The organism is Streptomyces sp. NPDC006798 (assembly GCF_040635975.1).
GTDB lineage: Bacteria > Actinomycetota > Actinomycetes > Streptomycetales > Streptomycetaceae > Streptomyces.
Window position 1 is genome coordinate 50,678 of sequence record NZ_JBEYIS010000011.1, and the last position, 20,258, is coordinate 70,935.

Genomic DNA, 20,258 nt, shown 5'->3' on the forward strand with positions numbered 1-20,258 from the left:
AGGGGGTCGTCAGAGAGTTCAGCGACGGGTGAGGCGGTGATTGATCCGTTTTTGTCGGGATAGCCGATCGGGACCCGGGATGCCGGGGGCCGGGGTGGGCGGCCGTACGACCGCCTGGCCGGTACGAGTCCTACGAGTCACCCGGCAGCCGGCGCCCGGCGGCGAGAGGCGGGACGCCCGGCCGGGGGTTCAACCCGCATCGCCCCGGAACAGCGCGACGCCCGCGCCGGGAACGTTTCCGTTCCCCGCGCGGGCGTCGCGGGTGAAGTGCGCCGGATCAGCCGTTGGCGCGGCCCTCGGACGGGGCCGGGACCGGCTCGCCGACGATGCGCTCGGCGAGCGAGTGGGCCCAGTTGTCGACATCGTTCCGGAGCGCGGCCTCGGCGACGACCTTCTCCGCCTCGATCGCGGCGGCGCCCTCGGCGATGATCCGCTCCTTCTCGCGCAGCCCCTCCTCGCGGGCGGCGGCGATCAGGGCGGTGCCCTCCTCGTGGGCCCGCTGGCGGGTGTGGGCGGCCTCGTGGCGGGCCTCGGCCAGGATCGCCTCGCGCTGGGCGCGGACCTCCTCGGCCTCGGTGCGGACCTCGTCGGCGGCGTCCATGACGCCCTGCGTCTTCGCCTCGCGCTCCGCCATGATCGCGGCGGCGCGCGGCAGCAGCCGGCCGGCGAGGACGGCGTAGACGATCGCGAAGGAGACGAATCCGATGACCAGACCCCAGCCCGTGGGGTTCAGCGGACCGATGTCGAGGGGAAGAAGCTTGTCGTTCAAGGGCTCGTCCTGCCTTGTCCGTAGGTGTCCGTCAGCGTGTCGACAGCGTTCGTCGGGTTCTCGGCTGCCCATCGGCGTGTGCCGGTGCCCTCCGAGGTCCGCCGGAGGGCGGGGCGGTCGGCCGCCGATGGGTTGCGCCGCACCCACGGGCGCGTGACGCGACGGCGGGCTGATCTCGATCCTACCTTTGCCCGCAAGGAACCCGGCACCTGGTCATTACCTGACGGTAACCACGGCTGATTGGATGGATTCGACGCCCTTCGCCCGCGCACCCCGACCCAGGAGTCATCGTGCCGCGTTCCCCTCGCCCCGCCGTCATCTCCTCTCCGTCTTCCTCTTCGTCTTCGCATTCCTCTCCGTCCTCGTCTTCGTCCGGCGCTCCGGGCGCCCCCTCGCCCCGGATACCCCGTACGTCCCGTGCGCCCCGCCGGGCTCGCGGGATCCGCCGCGCGGCGGCCGGAGCCGTATCGGCCGTGCTCGCCGCCGGACTGCCGGCGACGGCTCCCCCGGCCGCGGCGGCGGCCGACACGCCCGCCGGGACCCCGGCCCTGAGCGTGCTCAGCTACAACACATTCCTCTTCAGCAAGGCGCTCTACCCCCACTGGGGTCAGGACCACCGGGCCCGGGAGACCGCCGCCGCGCCCTTCTTCCGCGACCACGACGTGGTCGTCGTCCAGGAGGCGTTCGACAACTCCTCGTCGGAGCTGCTGATGAACCGGGCGGCGGCGGAGTATCCGTACCGGACGCCGGTCCTGGGCCGGAGCCGGAGCGGCTGGGACGCCACGGGCGGGGCGTATTCGGCGACCACCCCGGAGGACGGCGGGGTCGCGGTCCTCAGCAAGTGGCCGGTGGTCCGCCAGGAGCAGTACGTCTACCGGGACGCGTGCGGCGGGGACTGGTGGTCGAACAAGGGCTTCGTCTACACCGTCCTCGACGTCGACGGCGCCCGGGTCCATGTGGTGGGGACCCATGCCCAGTCGACGGACCCGGGCTGCGCCCCGGGCCGGGCGGCGACGGTACGCGCCCGGCAGTTCCGGGAGCTGGACGCCTTCCTCGGCGCCAAGGCCATCCCCGCGGCCGAGCAGGTATTGGTGGCGGGCGATCTCAATGTGGACCGGCACTCCGCCGAGTACGCGTCGATGCTCGCCGACGCGGGGCTGGTGGCGGAGGACCGCAGGACCGGATTGCCGTACTCCTTCGACACCCGGGAGAACTCGATCGCGGCCGAGCGCTACCCGGACGACCCGCGCGAGGACCTCGACCACGTCCTCCTGCGCGCGGGGCACGCCCGGCCCGCCGAGTGGACCAATGAGGTCGTGGCGGAGCGGGCCGCGCCGTGGAGCGTCACCAGCCGGGGGCGGACGTACACCTACACCCATCTGTCGGACCACTATCCGGTGATCGGCTCCGGGCGCTGAGCGGCGCGCCACGGCGGACGGGGGCGGTCCCGGCACCGCGAGGGTTCAGCCGCCCGGGTGACGGACCGTCGGGCGCCCGGCGCTCACGGCCTCCCGTGAGCCCCATCCGCACCTCCACGCGCCCTTGTTGAAATGACAGGCCCATGTCACATTGATCCGGCGGCCCGGCCTGTGTCCGGTCCACACTGATCTTCGCAAACCCCCACATACCAGCCGAGGATCGCTGCGAAGGAGACTCCCCCCATGAGACGCACGTTCGGTGCGCGGATCGTTCTTTCCCTCCTGCTGGCCCTGCCCGCCGTCGGCGCCGGTACGGGCTCCGCCGCCGCGGAGCCCGTACCGTCACCGGGCCCCGGGGTCGCCGCCGGGGCCGCCGTCTATGCCCTCGACGCCCGGCTGGAAGGGTCGTTGGGCGACCGGGGCGCGGGGTCGTACCTCGACCGCCGTACGGGAGAGCTGGTCGTCGCCGTGACCGACGCCTCCGCCGCCTCGGAGGTCCGCGCGGCGGGCGCCCGGGCCCGGATCGTGGCGCGCTCCACGGCCGATCTGGAGGACGCGATGGGCGTCCTGGAGACCCGGGCGAAGATCCCCGGCACGTCGTGGGGCATCGACCCCTCGGCCAACCGGGTCGTCGTCGAGGCCGACCAGTCCCTCGACGCGGCGGAACTGAGGCGGCTCCGGACCGTCACGGCCGGTCTCGGCGACGCGGTACGCGTCGAACGCGTCCCCGGGGTGTTCACCCAGGAGGTCACCGGCGGGGACGCCATCCACGGCGGCGGCTACCGCTGCTCGGCCGCGTTCAACGTGGTCGGCAACAACACCCGCTACCTGCTCACCGCGGGCCACTGCACCAACGCGGCGGCCACCTGGTCGGCCGGCGGGGTGCAGATCGGGGTCCGCGAGGGCACCAGCTTCCCCACCAATGACTACGGCATCGTCCGCTACACCGGCTCCGAGGTCCCGCCGGGCACGGTCAACCTCTACAACGGCGGCTACCAGGACATCACCTCGGCGGCGGACGCGATCGTCGGGCAGTCGCTCCAGAAGAGCGGCTCCACGACCAAGCTGACCGGCGGAACCGTCACGGCCGTGAACGTCACCGTCAACTACAGCGACGGCCCGGTCTACAACATGGTCCGCACGACGGCCTGCTCGGCGGGCGGCGACAGCGGCGGCGCGCACTTCTCCGGCTCGACGGCGCTCGGCATCCACTCGGGCAGCTCGGGCTGCTCGGGCACGAACGGCTCCGCGATCCATCAGCCGGTGAAGGAGGCGCTCTCGGTCTACGGGGTCCAGGTGTACTGACCCCGGCCGCCGCGATCCGTACGGGTCCAGGGGCCCGGCGGTGCTGTGGCCCCCAGCGCCACGGCTCTTCCGGGCACCGTCCCAATACCCGGCTCTCGTCCGGCTACCTGCTGCTGTCGGCGGACTGCGGACCGCCTGTGGCTTGTCGCGCGGTCGCCCGACAACATTCGCCCGGCCGGGCGGGTGGCGTGGGCCTCACCCGGAGGGCCGAGGCGCTGCGGGACCCCTCATGCCGAGGCGGAGCCTACGCGCGGGTGAGCCGCCATGCCGGGATCGTCGACGACGCCAGCGCGAGCGCCCCCGTCGCGGCGACCGCCGCGAGGATCGTCGGCCAGGGGACGGTCAGCTCCACCGGGACGCCCAGTGTGCCGCTCAGGCCCGCTCGGATTCCGAGGACGGACGGGAGGGCGGCGAGGCCGCCGAGGGCCGAGCCGATCGCGACGACCAGGGCCGTCTCCGCCGCGACGGCGCCCACCACCTGACGGGGTGTCGCCCCCGAGCGCCGGAGGATCCGCAGATCGGGCGCTCGGTCGGCGGTGGCCGTCAGCAGGGTGCTCGCGACGGCGATTCCGGTGTATCCGGCGGAGAGCGCCACCAGCAGTACCGTGAAGACGTCGATCAGCCGGTTCTCCGCCGCGTCCGCGCGTCCCCCGAACGCGGTCACGGTGATCTCCTTCCCGCCCGCCACCGCGACGGCGGCACCGGTGCGGTGGACGGCGCTGGTGAGGGCCGCCGGATCGTGGGCCCGGACCAGGTCACGGGCCAGCAGGGCTGTCCCGTACGGCAGATCGCGGTCCTCCAGGACCACGGCGATCCGCAGCCGCCGTACGGTGCCGTCCGCGAAGGTCAGCAGTACGGCTTCGCCCGCGCGGGCGCCGAGGGCGGCGAGACCGGACCGGCTGGTGCCGAAGGTGCCGGGCCGCTCCAGATCGGCGAGGGCGCCGCTGACGGGGCGCGGCGCGCCGTGGACCGCGGCGTACGGGCCCGGTTCAATGCCGACGGCCGCGATCGGGCCGCGCCCGGGCCCGCCGCGTACCACGGTCGGCAGCAGGGAGGCGCCCGTGATCCGCCGGACCTGCGCGTCGCCGAGCCCGGCCGTGCGGTCGGGGACGACGGTGGCGTGCGCGGTGACGGCGGCCACCTCGTGGTCCTTCGCGGATTCGGCGGTCATCTCGGTGTTGGCGGTGATCAGGACGGTGAAGGCGACGGTCGCGAAGACGGGTCCGATGGTGGCCGCGGTTCTGCGGACGGAGGTCAGGGCGGTTTCGCGGGTCAGGGTCGCGACGGCGCCCCGGCTCCGGGCGAACGGCAGGGTGGCGGCCTTCACCAGGGGCGGGACGAGGCCGGGCATCAGCAGTGCCCCGCCCGTGATCAGGCCGACGCCCGCGCCGAGGGCGAGGGTGATCATCCGTGCGGGTTCGGCGGACGCTCCGGCGACGGCGGCGCCGATCCCGAGGGCGGTGCAGCCGAGGCCCGCGACCAGCCGGGCCGGTCCGAGGGGCCGGTCGTCGACGGCGGCTTCGCGCAGGGCCGCCATGGGCGAGGTCCGGGCGGCCCGCCGGGCCGCCGACCACACTCCGGCGAGGGCGATTCCGACCCCGGCGGCGAAGGCGAGCGCCGAGAGCCACGGCCGCCGTTCGACGGTGAATCCGCGCGGCTGGAACCCGTGGTCCACGAGCAGGGCGCCCAGATCGGGGGCGTAGACGGTCCCGATGAGGACCCCGGTGGCGGCTGCCGTCGCGCCGATCGCGAGCCCTTCCCCGTACACCATGCGGCGGATCCGGCGGGGTGTGGCGCCGATGGTCCGCAGCAGTCCGAACTCCCGGCGGCGGCGGGCGACGGTGAAGGCGAAGGCCGAGGAGACGACGTAGACGGTGACGAAGGCCGCGAGGCCGGTCATGGCGCTGACGACCTGGCCGCCGATCCAGCGGGTCTTCTCGTCGGCGCCGGGCGCGAGGGCCTCCCGGCCCGTACCGCTGAGGACTCGGCCGTCGCCGCCGGCGATCCGCCGGGCCGCCGAGGCGACTTCGGCCGGATCGGCGCCGCCGTCGAGGAGGAGGCCGATGACGCGGACGCCGCCGGAGAGCGCGGCGGCCCGGCTGTCGGTGACATGGAATCCGGGGCCGTCGACGGTGCCGGAGACGGTGAAGGGGGTGGGCCCTTCGGCGGTGAGCAGGGTGACGGACCGTCCGGGCGCGAGGCCGAGGGACCGGTCGACGGCGACCTCGTTCGCCGCCGCCGGGGCGTGTCCCGAAGTCAGCCGGTACGGGGCGAGGGCCGCGGCCGACCAGGAGTTGCCCGCCAGGTCGCCGGGGCGCTGCTCGCCGACGGGCTGTCCGGCGCGCAGCGCCTGGGCGGGGAAGGGGCGGTCGGGGACGGCGGCGCGTACTCCGGGAAGCGCCCCGAGTTCCCGGACGAGCCGTTCGGTGGTGCGGGGCGCGAAGGGGGCGGCTTCGTCGAAGGTCAGCGGATCGTGCGGACCGCTGTGGACGAGGACGGGGGTGCCGGTGAAGCGGTCGGGGATTCCGCTGCCGCCGGAGAGCAGGATCAGGGCGCTCGCGGTGAGCAGGGCGGCGCCGACGGCGAGGGCGGTGAACGCCCCGGCGAAGGCGGTACGCCGTTCACGGAGGGGGGCGAGGAACGCGGCCCAGGTGTGGAGCGCCCGGCGGGGGTCCCGGGCGCGTACGCGGCTACGGCGGCGGGTGGTCAGGGCGTCGCGCGTCCGGGAGGCGACACGGGTGCGGATCGTCATCGGGTCCTGGCCTCCAGCGTCGCCATCCGGGCGGCGACGGCGGGCGCGTCCGTACGGGAAGTGGTCTCGTCGGCGATCCGGCCGTCGGCGAGGAACACCACCCGGTCGGCGAAAGAGGCGGCGACGGGATCGTGGGTAACCATGATCACGGTCTGTCGGCGGTCGTCCACGAGCCCCCGGAGCAGGGTGAGTACGGTCTGCGACGTGACGGTGTCGAGGGCGCCCGTCGGCTCGTCGGCGAAGAGCACCGCGGGCCGCCCGATGAGGGCCCGGGCGATGGCGACCCGCTGCTGCTGGCCGCCGGAGAGCCCGCCGGGCCGGTGCCGGGCGCGGTCGGCGAGCCCCACGCCGGCGAGGGCGCGGGCGACGTCGGCCGGGTCGGGGCGGCGTCCGGCGAGCCGGAGGGGAAGGGCGACGTTCTGCTCGGCGGTGAGCGCGGAGACCAGGTTGAACGCCTGGAAGACAAAGCCGACGCGGTCGCGGCGGAGCAGGGTCAGTCCGGTCTCGTCGAGTCCGCCGAGGTCGGTGCCGTCGATCACGATCCGGCCCGAGGTGGGGCGTTCGAGTCCGGCGGCGCAGTGCAGCAGGGTCGACTTCCCTGATCCGGAGGGGCCCATCACGGCGGTGAGGGTGCCTCGGGCGAAGGCCAGGTCGACGGCGTCGAGGGCGGTGACCTCGCCGTCTCCGGCGCCGTAGCGCTTGGTCAGGCCGTGCAGGGCGACGGGCGGGCGGGGTGGTGCCTGGGACGGGACGGTTTCGGTGGGCATGCCGTCGATTCCACCGGGGCGGCGGCTCCGGCACACGGGCCGCCGGACTACTTCTCGTACTCCATCTGGCACTACTGTGCCGGGTCTTCGCGGCGGATACGGTCGCGGGATGATTCCTCGTACGGCGCTGGAGGCGCTGACCCGGCGGCCCCTGCGGTTTCTCCTGACGTCCTGGCCCTGGCGGTCGGCCGGGTATCTCCTGGGCGGCGGGCTGCTGGGGGTGGGCGGCTGGGTGGCGGTCGGCGGGCTGCTGGCGGCCCGGTCCCGGCTGGGGCCGGGGGTGGCGGTGGGCGGTTCGGTCGCGGTCCTCGCGTTCGTCGTCGCGGTCGCGGGTCCGCTGGAGCGGCGCAGGCTGCGGCTGGTGGACCGGGACGCGGCCCGGGAGCCGGTCGGGAGGCCGTCGGCGGACCGGGGCCGGACCGGGTGGCGGGACACGGGCTACGGGGCGCTCTCGGTACTCGCCGCGGGCTGGGCGGATCTGGCTCTGCTGATCGTCGCCGGGGGCGTGCCAGCGTTTCTGCTGACCGCGCCGCTTCAGCCGTCGGCACCGCTGTGGGCCCGGATCGCGGGTCCCGTCGCCGGGGTGTTCGTGGTGCCGGTGGCGGCGTATCCGGTGACGGCGTGGGCGGGGGCACGGGCGATGGTGGCCCGGGCGGTTCTGCTGCCCCGGGAGGGCGAACTGCGCGAGGTGCGGCGGTCGCGGGCCCGGCTGATGGACGCCTACGAGTCGGAGCGCCGCCGGATCGAACGGGATCTGCACGACGGGGCCCAGCAGCGGCTGGTGGCGCTGTCGGTGAAGCTGGGGCTGGCGGGGCTCGATCTGCCGCCGGGGTCCCGGGCGGCGCGTGAGGTCGCGGAGGCGCACCGGATGGCGAAGGACGCGCTGGCCGAACTGCGGGAGCTGATCCGGGGCGTCCATCCGCAGGTACTGAGCGAGCGGGGGCTGGCGGCGGCGGTCCGGGACGTGGCGGGGCGCTCACCGCTGCCGGTCGATCTCGAACTGCGGCTGGCGGGGCGGCTGCCGTCGTCGGTGGAGGTCGCGGCGTACTACGCGGTGTCGGAGGCGCTGACGAACGCGGCCCGGCACAGCGGCGCGGCACGCTGCCGGGTCGGCGGCGCGCTGACGGGCGGCACGCTGGTGGTGGAGGTCTCGGACGACGGCCGCGGCGGGGCGGACCCGGGCGGCGGTACGGGTCTGACGGGGCTGGCGGACCGGGTGGCGGCGGTCGACGGCCGGATGCTGCTGTCGAGTCCGCCCGGCGGGCCGACCCGGCTGCGGGTGGAGATCCCGGTCGAGGGGGCGGTGGACGGCTTCCAGGATGCCGGGGCCGGTGTCGGGGCTGCGGGCGCCGTTTCGGCCGGTCGCGGGGTGGGCGGATGAGCGGCGGGCTGACGGTGGTCGTCGCGGAGGACTCGGTTCTGCTGCGCGAGGGGCTCGTGGGGCTGCTGGAACGGTTCGGATACCGGGTCGCCGCGGCCGTCGGTGACGGGCCGTCGCTGGTGGCGGCGGCGCTGGCGCACGACCCCGATGTGGTGATCGCCGATGTCCGGATGCCCCCGGGCTTCGGGGACGAGGGGCTGCGCGCGGTCCGGGAACTCCAGCGGCTGCGGCCGTCGCTGGGGGCGCTGGTCCTGAGCCAGTACGTGGAGCAGACCTTCGCCGACGAGCTGGTGACGGCCCGGCCGGGCGCGGGCACCGGATATCTCCTGAAGGACCGGATCGGGGACGTCGAGGAGTTCATGGCGGCGATCGCCCGGGTAGCGGCCGGGGGCACGGTGGTGGACCCCGAGGTGGTACGCCAGTTGCTGGCCCGCCGCCGCGATCCGCTGGCCCGGCTCACGCCCCGGGAGCGGGAGGTCCTGGCGCTGGTCGCGGAGGGGCGTTCGAACGCGGCGGTGGCCAGGGCGCTCTTCGTGACGGACGCGGCGGTCGCCAAGCACATCGCGGGCATCCTCCAGAAGCTCGACCTGCCCCCGGCACCGGACGACCACCGCCGGGTCCGCGCGGTCCTGGCCTACCTCCGGGACGCGGCCTCCCCCTGACGAGCCCTGCCGGTGGGCCCGCGGGCGTCACGGGCGGGTCCGGACACGACGCCCCGTACGCGCTCGCCCCCGTAGCGCTTCGGGCGCGGCAGGCGCCCCGGCGTCTCGGATGAGTGAGCGGCGTCCGGTGTGTGCGCCCGCGAGGCCCCGACCGCCGGCCCCGAGGGCAAGTCCACACGGCGGGCTCCGCCCCTGGGGCGTATCCGGAAGTCGCGCCTGGCACGCGACGCCCGGCACGCGCGCTCTCCTCCGTAGCCCTTCGGGCACGAACGGCTCCCCGATCCACCAGCCGGTGCCGGGCAGTCCCGCCGCCTGTACGTTGCCAGGGGACCCCCGGCGCCCCGGCCCTCCGGGGCACCGCCCCGAAACCACCCGGGCCGCGCCCGGCACCCTGGTGTTCTTCGCGGTCCGCGGACCGTGGTGGGCTGATCGCGCGGTTCCGCCCCCTACGCCTGGCGGCGTGGGGGGACCCCCAGCGCCCCTGGGTTGCCCTCCTCACCGCCCTCGCAGAGAGCCGGGTGCCCCTTGCCAGGGGCGACGCCGGGGAGAGTGTCGAGCGGCCCTGGTAGTCCCCCATCGCCGAAGGCATAGGGGGCGGAACCGCACGACAAGCCGGCCACGGTCCGCAGGCCGGGCGAAACCCGCAGACGCTGGGCACAGTCCGGGTAGTTCGGGGCGGTGCCCCTGAGGGCCGAGGCGCTGGGGCACGCGAGCCCCGGCAGGATCCGGACCGGCCGCGCGGCGGGCCGGCCCGCGACAATCCCGTCGTCACACCCGGGCCGAGGCGGCTCCCAGGGCGCTCATGTGCTGGGCCATCAGCAGGGCGACCAACTCGCGGCGGCTGCGGACGCCCGTTTTGGTGAAGACGGACTTCAGATGGTCCTGCACGGTCGCCGGGGTGAGATAGAGCGTACGGGCTATCTCCTGGGTGCTGTGGCCCCGGAGGGTGTGCAGCGCCACCTCCTGTTCCCGGGCGCTGAGCCGGTGTGCCATCAGGGTCAGGGGCATCACATCGAGCGGGGAGGCGGGCTGGGCCACCACCGCGACCCGGCCGTCCGCGCGGCCGTCGAGCAGGGACGCGTGCAGTGACAGCCACTCCCCGGCGGGGCCGCGCAGCCGGGCGACGGCAGGGGCGGTCGGGTGTCCGGCCGCGGCATTGGTCCGGGCCCGCTGGGCGACCACGACGACGGCGGTCGGCACCCCGCGGACCCGGGTCATGTCCTCGGTGAGCGCGGCCAGCAGCTCTTGGGCCTGCAGATCGGCGCTGACCAGCCGCCCGTCGGGGCCGACGACCAGTACGGCGGGGATCTGCGCGGGCCCGGTGAGTGTGCCCGGTGCGATGACGGCGGCGTCCCGCAGCGCCTCGGCGACCGCCCGCGCCACCCGTTCGGCCAGCCGGATCTCCCGGGGGGCGTACGGCCGGGCGTCCTCGCCCCGCATCAGGGCGGCGGCGCCCCACCGGCCGCCCTGGGCGTCGAGATTCATCCGCAGTTCGTCGGCGAAGCCGAAGCCCTGGAGGAGGTCGCGGTAGCGGACGCTCTCCTCGGGCCGGCCGCCGGTGGCCCGGTGGACGGTGTCGGCGAGCCGCCCGGTGCCCCGGATGCCGTGGAAGCGGGTGGGGTCGTCGGACCGGACCTCCAGCTCCACGGCCCGGTCGAACCCCTCGGGCGCGAGGTCGGTGGAGACGGTGGAGGTGATGAAGCCCGTGACGGGGTCGGCGCCGTGCCAGCACCCGGCGTCGAACCCGAGGACGGGCCGGAGCAGTTCGTGAACCTCCTGGAAGAACACCTCCAACGGCAGTCCCGCCCGGCCGAGTTCGGCGACGGCGCCCAGCGTTCTGCGTTCGACATCACGGAACGAGGTCACGGGACTACCATACGAGCGCGCCCGCCGACCTCCCACTTCACTGGGATGTCTTCGGCCATCGCCGGCCGACATGATCGGTCCCGGCTCCCCCGGCCCCAGGAGGAGCCGAGCCTCGTCGTCGCCCCACAGGTCGCCGCGCCGAACCGACGCGATCGTCTCTCGGCCCCTCACCGGGCCGGTCCGCCGTTTCGATCCGTCGTCGCACCACTGTTCCTCCTCCACACCGACCGCCTGACCGCCGCCACACTCCCGAGGAGTTGATGCCTTCACAGGGCCGCCGCGCGTCCTCCGGCAAGAGGACGCGCCACGCCGCCCCGGCCGCGCCGGGCCCGGAACGCCGACACCACGCATCCGGGCCCGGGGATTCCCGGCCGTCCCCGGGCCCGGCACCACGGACGGGCCCCACCACCCCGGCCGCACCGTAGCCGCGCCCACCGGAGCCCCGCCTCTTCCGCGAGAGGGGTGGGGCTCCGTCAGTCCCCGGACGCCGCCGCCGAGGCGCCCGTCGCCCGCCGCTGGAGACCCGGCACCGCCCGGAGCGCTCCGGTGTCCGCCCTCCGCGGACCGCCGGCCGGGGAACACCCTCCCCACCCGCTCCGTTGCCGCGTCGGCGTCCCCACGGATGTAGTCGATCGTGGACATGGCTCCACCGTAAGCACCGCCACTGACAGTGGCCCGGGTCTTTCGACAGTGCCGGTGAGACAGCAATACTGTGCCACCCGGGGTGTGGACGACGCCCGGGGAAGTGAGGCGCGAAATGGCTGGCGGCACCACCGCGGTCCACGGGACCGGCGGCGTGGACGGGCCGACGCTGACGGTGGACGAACTGGCCGCGCGGGCGGGTGTCACCGTACGGACCGTACGGTTCTACGGGACCCGCGGCCTGCTGCCGCCGCCGGTGATCGGACCGCGGCGGGTGGGCCGTTACGGGCCCGAGCATCTGTCGCGGCTCGCCCTGATCGAGGAGTTGCAGCGGCAGGGCATGACCCTCGCCGCGATCGAGCGGTATCTGGAGCAGTTGCCGCCGGATATCGGGGCGCAGGATCTGGCGATCCACCGGGCGCTGGTGGCGACCTGGGTGCCGGACTCGGCCGAGGTGGTGAGCCGGGACGGGCTGGCCCGGCGGCTGGGGCGGGCGCTCGACGACGCCGATGTGGAGCGGCTGGCCGCGATGGGGGCGGTGGCGCCGGGGCCGGAGCCGGGGACGTTCCGGGTCGATCCGGGGCTGTTGCCGCTGGCCGCGGAGCTGCTCGACATCCCGATCCCGTACGAGACGATTCTCGCCGCCCGGACGGTGCTGGTGGAGCATGCCCGTTCGGTGGCGTACGAGCTGACGCGGCTGCTCCGGGACGAGGTGTGGCAGCCGATCCGGGACCGGGGCGGGGTCGGCGGCGTCGGCCGGGACGGCGGGGCGGACGCGGTGGGCCCGGCGGACGCCGAGAGTGCCGCCGAGGATCTGCGGAATCTGTCGGCGCCGATCCGGCCTCTGGTGGTCCAGGCCCTGGTCACCGCCTTCCAGCGGTCCCTGAAGGAGGAGTTGCGTACCGCCTTCGCCGAGCCCGGGGCCGCCACGGATACCGGTACCGGGCCCGGCCCGGGCTCCGGCGCGCTGTCGGGCGGGTGAGGCGGGCGGCCGGCCCGGCTTCGTCGCCGGGGCCCGCCGCCCGTGCCGTTGGCCGCCCTACTCGGCCGCGTCCGTGAAGCGTTCGCCCCGCTCCGCCTTCGTCACCAGCAGCGCCGGGGGTTCGAACCGCTCGCCGTACCGGGCGGCCAGTTCGCGCGCCCTGGCGACGAAGCCGGGCAGGCCGCCCTCGTACCCGTTGGCGTACTGGAGGACCCCGCCGGTCCAGGCGGGGAAGCCGATCCCCGTCACCGAGCCGATGTTGGCGTCGGCGACCGAGGTCAGCACGTTCTCCTCCAGACAGCGCACCGCGTCCAGCGCCTCCGAGAAGAGCATCCGCTCCCGCAGGTCGTCGAAGGGGACCTCGGGGGCGTCCGGCCGGCCGAAGTGCTCCTTCAGTCCCGGCCAGAGCCCGGTCCTGGCGCCGTCGGGCCCGTACTCGTAGAAGCCCGCTCCCCCGGCCCGGCCGGTCCGGCCGAACTCGTCGACCATCCGGTCGATCACCGCGTCCGCCGGGTGCGGGCTCCATTCGCCGCCCGCGTCCGTCACGGCGCGCCGGGTCTCCTCGCGGATCCGGCGCGGCAGGGTCAGCGTCAGTTCGTCCATCAGGGCGAGGACCTTCGCCGGATATCCGGCCTGGGCGGCGGCCTGTTCGACGGAGGCGGCCGGTACGCCCTCGCCGATCATGGCGACGCCCTCGTTGACGAACCGTCCGATGACCCGGGAGGTGAAGAACCCCCGGGAGTCATTGACCACGATCGGGGTCTTGTTGATCTGCCGGACCAGGTCGAACGCTCTGGCCAGCGCCTCGTCCCCGGTCTTTTGGCCCTTGATGATCTCCACCAGCGGCATCTTGTCGACGGGTGAGAAGAAGTGCAGTCCGACGAAGTCGGCGGGCCGGTCGACGCCTTCGGCCAGTTCGGTGATGGGCAGGGTGGAGGTGTTGGAGCAGAGCAGCGCGCCGGGCGCGACGGCGGACTGTGCCTCGCGGAAGACCCGGTGCTTGAGCGCCGTGTCCTCGAAGACCGCCTCGATCACGGCGTCACAGCCCGCGAGGTCGGCGAGGTCGGCGGTCGGGGTGATCCGGGCGAGCAGCGCGTCCCGCTTCGCCGCCGTCGTCCGTCCCCGGGCGAGGGCCTTGTCGAGGATCCGGGCGGAGTACGCCTTGCCCCGCTCGGCGGCTTCGGTGTCGACGTCCTTGAGCACCACGTCGATCCCGGCCCTGGCGCAGGCGTAGGCGATGCCCGCGCCCATCATCCCGGCGCCGAGGACGGCGACTTTGGTGACGGGTCGCGGTTCGACGCCCCGGGGGCGGGCGGCGCCCGCGTTGACGGCCTGGAGGTCGAAGAAGAACGCCTGCATCATGTTCTTCGCGGTCTGCCCGGTGACCAGTTCGGTGAAGTAGCGCGCCTCGATGACCTGGGCGGTCTCGAAGTCGACCTGGGAGCCCTCGACGGCGGCGGCGAGGATGTTGCGCGGCGCGGGGTAGGGCGCCCCGCCGGTCTGCTTCTTCAGATTCGCCGGGTAGGCGGGCAGATCGGCGGCGAACCGGGGGCTGGCGGGGGTGCCGCCGGGGATCCGGTAGCCCTTGACGTCCCACGGCTGCCGTGACTCGGGATGGGTGTCGATATAGGCCCGGGCCAGGGCCAGCAGCTCCTCCCCGGTCCCAGCGACCTCGTCCACGAGTCCGTGCTCCAGGGCCCGGCGGGGCGGGTACTGGGTGCCCTGGAGGAGGACTTTGAGCAGCGCGTCGGCGATCCCGAGGAGCCGTACGGTACGGGTCACGCCGCCTGCGGCGGGCAGCAGGCCCAGGGTGACCTCGGGCAGGCCGATCCGGGCGCCGGGGGCGTCGAGGGCGATCCGGTGGTGGCAGGCGAGGGCGATCTCGTAGCCGCCGCCGAGGGCCGTGCCGTTGACGGCGGCGACGACGGGCACGCCGAGGGTCTCGATCCGGCGCAGGGCGCGCTTCACGGCCATCCCGGTCTCGAACGCGGTGGCCGCGTCCTCGGGGCCGAGCCGGATCATCTCCTTGAGGTCGCCGCCCGCGAAGAAGGTCTTCTTGGCGGAGGTGACGACGATGCCGCGGATGGTGTCGCGTTCGGCCTCGGCGCGGTCGGCGATCGCGGTGAGGGAGGCCACGAACGCCCGGTTCATGGTGTTGGCGGACTGGTTCGGGTCGTCGAGGACGAGGGTGACGACTCCGGTGTCGTCGGCTTCCCAGCGGATGGTGCTGCCGGTGGCGGTCTCGGTGGTCGCGGTGGTCGCGGTGCTGCTGGTCATGGCTGCGGTCTCCGGGAGGGTGGCGGAAGGCGGCGGCGGGGTACGGCGTCGGCGCGGACGTCTGGAGCCGTACGGGTCAGGACGTGACGCGTTCGACCACGGTGGCGACGCCCATGCCGCCGCCGACGCAGAGGGTCACCAGTCCGTACCGCAGCTCGCGGCGCTCCAGTTCGTCGACGAGGGTGCCGAGGATCATCGCCCCGGTGGCGCCGAGGGGATGGCCGAGGGCGATCGCCCCGCCGTTGACGTTGACCCGGTCGAGGCTGATGTCCATATCCCGGGCGAACCGCAGGACGACCCCCGCGAACGCCTCGTTGATCTCGATCAGGTCCATGTCGTCGATGGTGAGTCCGGCCCGGGCGAGCGCCTTGCGGGTGGCGGGCGCGGGGCCGGTGAGCATGATGGTGGGTTCGGAACCGGAGACCGCGGCGGAGACGATCCGGGCCCGGGGGCGGAGCCCGTACCGCTCGCCGGTCTCCGCGGTCCCGACGGCGACGAGGGCGGCGCCGTCCACGATGCCGGAGGAGTTGCCCGCGTGGTGGACGTGGTCGATCCGCTCGATCCAGTGGTACTTCTGCAGGGCGACGGCGTCGAAGCCGCCGAGGTCGCCGATACCGGCGAAGGCGGGCTTGAGGGCGGCGAGGGAGTCGGCGGTGGTGCCGGGGCGCAGATGTTCGTCCCGGTCGAGGACGACCAGGCCGTTGCGGTCGCGGACGGGGATCACGGACCGGTCGAACCGGCCGTCCTTCCACGCGGCGGCGGCCCGCTCCTGGGAGAGGGCCGCGTATTCGTCGACGTCGCGGCGGGTGAAGCCCTCGATGGTGGCGATCAGATCGGCGCCGATGCCCTGGGGGACGAAGCCGACGGTGTGGTTGGTCATCGGGTCGGCGAACCAGGCGCCGCCGTCGGAGGCCATCGGGACCCGGGACATGGATTCCACACCGCCGGCGAGTACCAGGTCCTCCCAGCCGGAACGGACCTTCATCGCGGCCATGTTGACGGCTTCGAGCCCGGAGGCGCAGAAGCGGTTCTCCTGTACTCCGGCGACGGTGTCGGGCAGTCCGGCGGCGATCGCGGCGATCCTGGCGATGTCGGAGCCCTGGTCGCCGACGGGTCCGACGACCCCGAGGACGATGTCGTCGACGGCGGCCGGGTCGAGTCCGGGGTGGCGTTCCAGCAGTTCCCGGATCAATCCGACGACCAGGTCGATCGGCTTGGTCCCGTGCAGGGCGCCGTTGGCCTTGCCGCGCCCGCGCGGGGTGCGGATCGCGTCGTACACATACGCTTCGGTGCTCAAGACGACTGCCTTTCGGGGAGGGTCCTTCGGGCGGGTGGTTGACGTCGACGGGGGGGGTACGGCGGCGGTACGGCGCCGGGCCCGGTGCCTCAGCGGTCGGCGGCGGGCCCCGGTGGCCCGGACTCGGCGGCGGGCTCGGAAGACCCGGCGGGCTCGGCGGCACCGGTCCCGGACGGCTCGCCGGTACGGCCGGGCAGCCCCCAGTCCCGGGCCACGGAGACGGCGTCGGCGCCGGGCAGCGCCGGTCCGGTCCGGACGGAGCCGGGGGTGGCGGAGAACCGGGGCGCGGGCGCGGGCTGGGTGATCCCGCCGTGCCGGACGAAGGTCCCACGGGCGGCGAGCTGCGGATGGCGGGGCGCCTCGCGCAGGGAGAGTACGGGGGCGACACAGGCGTCGGTGCCCTCGAAGACCTCGGTCCATTCGGCCCGGGTGCGCTCCGCGAACCGGGCGGCGACGGCGTCGCGGAGCTCGGGCCAGCGGTCGAAGTCCTTACGGGCGGGGATCCGGTCCGCGATGCCGAGGAGGGCCACGAACTCGTCGTAGAAGCGCTGTTCGAGGGCGCCGACGGCCATGTATCCGCCGTCGGAGGTCCGGTAGCAGCCGTAGAAGGGGCAGCCGCCGTCGAGGAGGTTGGCGCCGCGCCGGTCCTGCCAGCCGCCCGCGGCCATCATTCCGTGGATCATCGTGGCGAGATGGGCGGTGCCGTCGACCACGGCCGCGTCGACGACCTGGCCCGTACCGCCTTCGGTCCTGGCGTGCTGAAGGGCCGCGAGCACGCCGATCACGAGATAGAGGGAGCCGCCCGCGTAGTCGCCGAGGAGATTGGCGGGGACGGCGGGGGCCTCGTCGGCCTGCCCGATCATGCCGAGCGCGCCGGTGACGGCGATATAGCCGATGTCGTGGCCCGCGCGGTCGGCGAGGGGTCCGTCCTGGCCCCAGCCCGTCATCCGGCCGTAGACCAGCCGGGGGTTGCGGGCGAGACAGGCGTCGGGGCCGATGCCGAGCCGTTCGGCGACCCCGGGCCGGTAGCCCTCGACGAGTACGTCGGCCCGCTCGACCAGGTCGAGTACGGCGGCGGGCCCGTCGTCGGCCTTGAGGTCGATCAGCACGGACCGCTTGTTGCGATTGGTGAGGTCGTACGCGGGATCGATGCCGAGCCCGGCACCACCGGGCCGGTCCACCCGGACGACATCGGCGCCGAGGTCGGCGAGGAGCATCGCGGCGAACGGGCCCGGGCCGATCCCGGCGAGTTCGACCACCCGGACTCCGGCGAGCGGTCCGCCTCCCGTGGTCGGTCGGGATGTCGGCGGCGGTGTCATCGGGCCCCCAGCGTAGATATGACACAACTGATGTAACACCAGTGATGGTAAGAACGTGTTCCACCGCGGACAAGGGTTTCCCCGCGACGGCCGGGCCGATTCGCCCGCCCGGACTGTACGCGGCCGGACGGCGCGAGCGCCCGCGCCACCGGGCCCGGACGGCCCGGGTGCGTACGGATGCCCGAACGCGCGGGACGCGCGCACCGACGGATGCCTGGGGACGCGTACGGACATCCTGCCCCCGGCCGCACCGGTCCGGTCCGCGCCCCGCCGCGCGGCTTCCCCGTGCCGCGCCCGGCCGGGTCAGAGGTCCGCGAGCAACTGCTCCAGAGGGCGCGGTACGCGGTCGGGTTCCAGCGCCTCCACCAGCACCCGGCCGTAGTGGATCTTGCGGCCCTTCTTGGTGCCGAGGAACCGCCGCAGCCGCTGCCCCTCGGGGCGGGCCCGCTGCGCGGGCTGGCGCAGAAAGGTGTCCAGGGGGCGGCCGTCGCCCTCGGCGCGGATGATCTCGGCGACCCGCTCGGTCCCGAGCGCGCGGATCAGTTCGTCCTCCAGGTCGGCCGCGCAGACGAAGAACCCGGGCCCGCCCCCGGCACCGGCGCCTTCCCAGCCGCGCGCGTAATAGGGGCGTTCGGCCTCGTCGCAGAGTCCGGTCAGCCGGAGTCCCAGTCCGGTCGGGCCGAGGAACCGGGCGAACCGTCCGGCGTTCATCGCCCCGCCCATCGGGAGTACGTGCACCCCTTCGGCACCGGGGTCCCGGCCGTGGCGGGCGGCGAGCGCGTCGACGGCGGCGGCGTCGCTGAGCCCTTCGAGCAGGACGACCGTACGGATGCCCAGTCGCGCGGCCAGCTCCCGCGCGGGTTCGCCGGGGCCGCCGGCCGCCCAGCTCAGGACGGCGTGCTGAAAGGGTCTCGTATCGGTCATGGACCAAGTCTGGGCCGGTCACGGCCGTCCCCGGTAAGGATTTTCGGGGGTTGGGGATCTTCGGCCGGCCGGTAGCGTCGGTGGTTCGCGTCGTCAGGGGATCGGGGAGTGGGAGAGATGGCCGACACGGGCAGGGGGATCCGGCTCCGGGTCTCGGCCTATGCCGTCGTGGTGCGGGGCGACCGGCTGCCGCCGGCCCGGCTGGCGGAGTCGTCGCCCGTCTTCGAGCCGGGTCTCTGGCATCTGCCGGGCGGCGGGATCGACCCGGGAGAGCAGTCGGCCGAGGCGCCGGCCCGGGAGTTGTGGGAGGAGACGGGGCTGGAGCCGGCCGCCGTCAGGCTGCTCGACGCCCGGACCTACCCGGCCCGGCGGCTCGGCGTCGACTGGCAGCTGACGGGTCTGCTGTACGCGGTGGACGTGGCGCCGGGAGCCCGGGTGCGGGCCGAGACCGGCGGTTCGACGGACGCGGCGGTCTGGCTCCCGTGGGCGGGGTTGCGGGAGGCGGAACTCTCCCCGGCGGCGGCCGACGCGGTCCGGCTGCCGCGGTCCGGTACGGGCGGCGCGGCACCGGGCCTTCCGTAGCGGCGGGAGCGGTGCCCTCGCGCCGTCAACGGCCGGCGCCCACCGCCTCCGCGAGGGCGTCGCGGCAGAGCCGGTCGGCGTGCCGGGTGGTCTCGGGTATCCGGTAGCGGGGGGTGAGACGCAGGGTGTGGGCGCAGGCCGCGTCGAGGGTCACTCGGTGTCCCACGGAGACGTAGACCGGTTTCACCCCGTCCCTGGTGCGCAGGGCGCGGCCGACCTCCGTACCGTCGTCGGCGGTCAGGGGGCTGGTCGCGCCGCGTTCGGCGCCCGGGTCCGCGGCGGTGAGATGGAAGGGGTTCTTGGCGACGCCGATGGCGGGCAGTCCGGTGAGGACGCCCAGATGGCTGGCGAGTCCGAACCTGCGGGGGTGCGCGAGCCCGTAGCCGTCGCAGACGACCAGACCGGGATCGGTGCCCAGGGCCTCCAGCGCCGCGAGTACGGCGGGGATCTCCCGGAAGGCCAGCAGCCCTGGTACGTAGGGGAAGGCGACCCGGCCCACGGCGGTCGCCCGCGCCACCACGTCGAGAGTCGTCCCGTCGAGGGTGACGGCAGCCGCCGCGACCAGGTCGCGTTCGTCGTCGTACGCCACGTCGACCCCGGTCACCGGGCCCGTACCGACCGGCGGGCCGGGCTCGTCGGTGACCACCCGGTGGCGGAGTTCGTCCTGTACGGCCAGGGCCGCCGCCGCGTCGCGCGGCCAGCCCCCGGGAATGTCGATCAGCGTCATGGTGGGCCCACCCTATGTGCCGGTCACCCGGCGGCGGGCGGCCCCGGCGACGGCCGCCGGCCTCGGTGGACCGGCGCCTCCCGTGCCGTAGATTGACGGACATGTTCGTACTGGAGCTGACGTACACCGGACCCCTGGAGCGGGCCGACGCGCTGATGGACGCCCATATCGCGTGGGTGGACCGGCTGTTCGCGGAGGGTGTGTTCATCGCGTCGGGGCGGAAGAACCCCCGGGACGGCGGGGTGATCCTGGCCGTCGGCGACGACCGGGCGCGGATCGAGGAGATCGTCGCGGGTGATCCCTTCACGGCCGACGGTGTCTGCGTCTACCGGATCACCGAGTTCACGGTGGCCCGGACCGCCCCCGAGCTGGACCGTTTCCGGCAGCAGCCGGTCGGCTGACATCCGCCGTACCGTCGCCGGGCCGGGCGCGGGAACGGTCTCCGTGCCGGTATCGGAACCGGACGGGCCCGTTCGGTTCCGGCGGGAGACGGTGACGCAGCTCACGCACCCGGCCAGTGCACCCCTACCCCGGGTCCCCACGTCCTCATCTGTGTCAGGAAGGCGTCCACGGGCCCGAGCGCGTGCA

General features: G+C 74.6%; 16 protein-coding genes. 7 read left to right on the top strand and 9 right to left on the bottom strand.

Features of this window, described 5'->3' with window-relative positions; all coding sequences use genetic code 11:
- Positions 1–277: 277 nt before the first annotated feature.
- Positions 278–769 carry a hypothetical protein gene (locus ABZ714_RS09895; RefSeq protein ID WP_358824659.1) on the bottom strand — a complete coding sequence of 164 codons (492 nt, stop codon included), beginning with the start codon at positions 767–769 and terminating at the stop codon, positions 278–280.
- A 473-nt stretch (positions 770–1,242) separates the two neighbouring features.
- On the opposite strand from ABZ714_RS09895, the gene sph reads away from it, so the two are divergent.
- Positions 1,243–2,187 carry a sphingomyelin phosphodiesterase gene (sph, locus tag ABZ714_RS09900; protein WP_358824660.1) on the top strand — a complete coding sequence of 315 codons (945 nt, stop codon included), beginning with the start codon at positions 1,243–1,245 and terminating at the stop codon, positions 2,185–2,187.
- A 243-nt stretch (positions 2,188–2,430) separates the two neighbouring features.
- Entirely contained in the window at positions 2,431–3,492 is a 1,062-nt protein-coding gene (locus tag ABZ714_RS09905; RefSeq protein ID WP_358824661.1) for a S1 family peptidase, read from the top strand.
- A 244-nt stretch (positions 3,493–3,736) separates the two neighbouring features.
- On the opposite strand, the gene ABZ714_RS09910 is transcribed toward ABZ714_RS09905, so the two are convergent.
- On the bottom strand, positions 3,737–6,244 hold the full coding sequence (locus ABZ714_RS09910; RefSeq protein WP_358824662.1) for an ABC transporter permease: 2,508 nt from the start codon (positions 6,242–6,244) through the stop codon (positions 3,737–3,739).
- On the bottom strand, positions 6,241–7,011 hold the full coding sequence (locus ABZ714_RS09915) for an ABC transporter ATP-binding protein (RefSeq protein ID WP_358824663.1): 771 nt from the start codon (positions 7,009–7,011) through the stop codon (positions 6,241–6,243). Before ABZ714_RS09915 ends, ABZ714_RS09910 begins: the two co-directional genes overlap by 4 nt.
- Positions 7,012–7,120: 109 nt before the next feature.
- Between ABZ714_RS09915 and ABZ714_RS09920 the strand changes: the two genes are divergently transcribed.
- The gene (locus ABZ714_RS09920) at positions 7,121–8,392 is read left to right on the top strand and encodes a histidine kinase (protein ID WP_358824664.1); all 1,272 of its coding nucleotides are present in this window, start codon (positions 7,121–7,123) and stop codon (positions 8,390–8,392) included.
- Positions 8,389–9,054: a response regulator transcription factor gene (locus tag ABZ714_RS09925; RefSeq protein ID WP_358824665.1), complete on the top strand. Its 666-nt coding sequence runs from the start codon at positions 8,389–8,391 to the stop codon at positions 9,052–9,054. The genes ABZ714_RS09920 and ABZ714_RS09925 overlap by 4 nt, the downstream gene beginning before the upstream one ends.
- A 768-nt stretch (positions 9,055–9,822) precedes the next feature.
- Here ABZ714_RS09925 and ABZ714_RS09930 read toward each other — a convergent pair.
- Complete coding sequence (locus ABZ714_RS09930) at positions 9,823–10,920, bottom strand: helix-turn-helix transcriptional regulator (protein WP_358824666.1); 1,098 nt, start codon at positions 10,918–10,920, stop codon at positions 9,823–9,825.
- A gap of 757 nt (positions 10,921–11,677) precedes the next feature.
- Here ABZ714_RS09930 and ABZ714_RS09935 point away from each other — a divergent pair.
- Entirely contained in the window at positions 11,678–12,544 is an 867-nt protein-coding gene (locus ABZ714_RS09935; protein ID WP_358824667.1) for a MerR family transcriptional regulator, read from the top strand.
- Between the two features lie 57 nt (positions 12,545–12,601).
- Here ABZ714_RS09935 and ABZ714_RS09940 read toward each other — a convergent pair whose 3' ends face one another.
- The 4 genes from ABZ714_RS09940 to ABZ714_RS09955 all read right to left on the bottom strand — a co-directional run bounded on the left by ABZ714_RS09940 (position 12,602) and on the right by ABZ714_RS09955 (position 18,361).
- Entirely contained in the window at positions 12,602–14,821 is a 2,220-nt protein-coding gene (locus ABZ714_RS09940) for a 3-hydroxyacyl-CoA dehydrogenase NAD-binding domain-containing protein (protein ID WP_358824668.1), read from the bottom strand.
- Positions 14,822–14,897: 76 nt separating this feature from the next.
- On the bottom strand, positions 14,898–16,118 hold the full coding sequence (locus tag ABZ714_RS09945) for an acetyl-CoA C-acetyltransferase (RefSeq protein WP_358824669.1): 1,221 nt from the start codon (positions 16,116–16,118) through the stop codon (positions 14,898–14,900).
- Between the two features lie 89 nt (positions 16,119–16,207).
- Positions 16,208–17,437, bottom strand: a complete 1,230-nt coding sequence (locus ABZ714_RS09950; protein ID WP_358824670.1) for a CaiB/BaiF CoA-transferase family protein — start codon at positions 17,435–17,437, stop codon at positions 16,208–16,210.
- A 303-nt stretch (positions 17,438–17,740) separates the two neighbouring features.
- The gene (locus ABZ714_RS09955; RefSeq protein ID WP_358824671.1) at positions 17,741–18,361 is read right to left on the bottom strand and encodes a TOPRIM nucleotidyl transferase/hydrolase domain-containing protein; all 621 of its coding nucleotides are present in this window, start codon (positions 18,359–18,361) and stop codon (positions 17,741–17,743) included.
- 117 nt (positions 18,362–18,478) lie between these two features.
- Here ABZ714_RS09955 and ABZ714_RS09960 point away from each other — a divergent pair, with 117 nt between their 5' ends.
- Positions 18,479–18,943 (top strand): NUDIX domain-containing protein, encoded by a 465-nt coding sequence (locus tag ABZ714_RS09960; protein WP_358824672.1) that lies wholly within the window; start codon positions 18,479–18,481, stop codon positions 18,941–18,943.
- Between the two features lie 25 nt (positions 18,944–18,968).
- Here ABZ714_RS09960 and ABZ714_RS09965 read toward each other — a convergent pair whose 3' ends face one another.
- Entirely contained in the window at positions 18,969–19,670 is a 702-nt protein-coding gene (locus ABZ714_RS09965; RefSeq protein ID WP_358824673.1) for an endonuclease V, read from the bottom strand.
- 101 nt (positions 19,671–19,771) lie between these two features.
- Between ABZ714_RS09965 and ABZ714_RS09970 the strand changes: the two genes are divergently transcribed.
- Positions 19,772–20,071 carry a YciI family protein gene (locus tag ABZ714_RS09970; RefSeq protein WP_358824674.1) on the top strand — a complete coding sequence of 100 codons (300 nt, stop codon included), beginning with the start codon at positions 19,772–19,774 and terminating at the stop codon, positions 20,069–20,071.
- Positions 20,072–20,258 lie beyond the last annotated feature (187 nt).

Coding starts and splice junctions, on each gene's coding strand:
- ABZ714_RS09905 (WP_358824661.1), top strand. CDS start 2,431: ATGAGACGCACGTTCGGTGCGCGGATCGTTCTTTCCCTCCTGCTGGCC.
- ABZ714_RS09910 (WP_358824662.1), bottom strand. CDS start 6,244: ATGACGATCCGCACCCGTGTCGCCTCCCGGACGCGCGACGCCCTGACC.
- ABZ714_RS09915 (WP_358824663.1), bottom strand. CDS start 7,011: ATGCCCACCGAAACCGTCCCGTCCCAGGCACCACCCCGCCCGCCCGTC.
- ABZ714_RS09920 (WP_358824664.1), top strand. CDS start 7,121: ATGATTCCTCGTACGGCGCTGGAGGCGCTGACCCGGCGGCCCCTGCGG.
- ABZ714_RS09925 (WP_358824665.1), top strand. CDS start 8,389: ATGAGCGGCGGGCTGACGGTGGTCGTCGCGGAGGACTCGGTTCTGCTG.
- ABZ714_RS09935 (WP_358824667.1), top strand. CDS start 11,678: ATGGCTGGCGGCACCACCGCGGTCCACGGGACCGGCGGCGTGGACGGG.
- ABZ714_RS09940 (WP_358824668.1), bottom strand. CDS start 14,821: ATGACCAGCAGCACCGCGACCACCGCGACCACCGAGACCGCCACCGGC.
- ABZ714_RS09950 (WP_358824670.1), bottom strand. CDS start 17,437: ATGACACCGCCGCCGACATCCCGACCGACCACGGGAGGCGGACCGCTC.
- ABZ714_RS09955 (WP_358824671.1), bottom strand. CDS start 18,361: ATGACCGATACGAGACCCTTTCAGCACGCCGTCCTGAGCTGGGCGGCC.
- ABZ714_RS09960 (WP_358824672.1), top strand. CDS start 18,479: ATGGCCGACACGGGCAGGGGGATCCGGCTCCGGGTCTCGGCCTATGCC.
- ABZ714_RS09965 (WP_358824673.1), bottom strand. CDS start 19,670: ATGACGCTGATCGACATTCCCGGGGGCTGGCCGCGCGACGCGGCGGCG.
- ABZ714_RS09970 (WP_358824674.1), top strand. CDS start 19,772: ATGTTCGTACTGGAGCTGACGTACACCGGACCCCTGGAGCGGGCCGAC.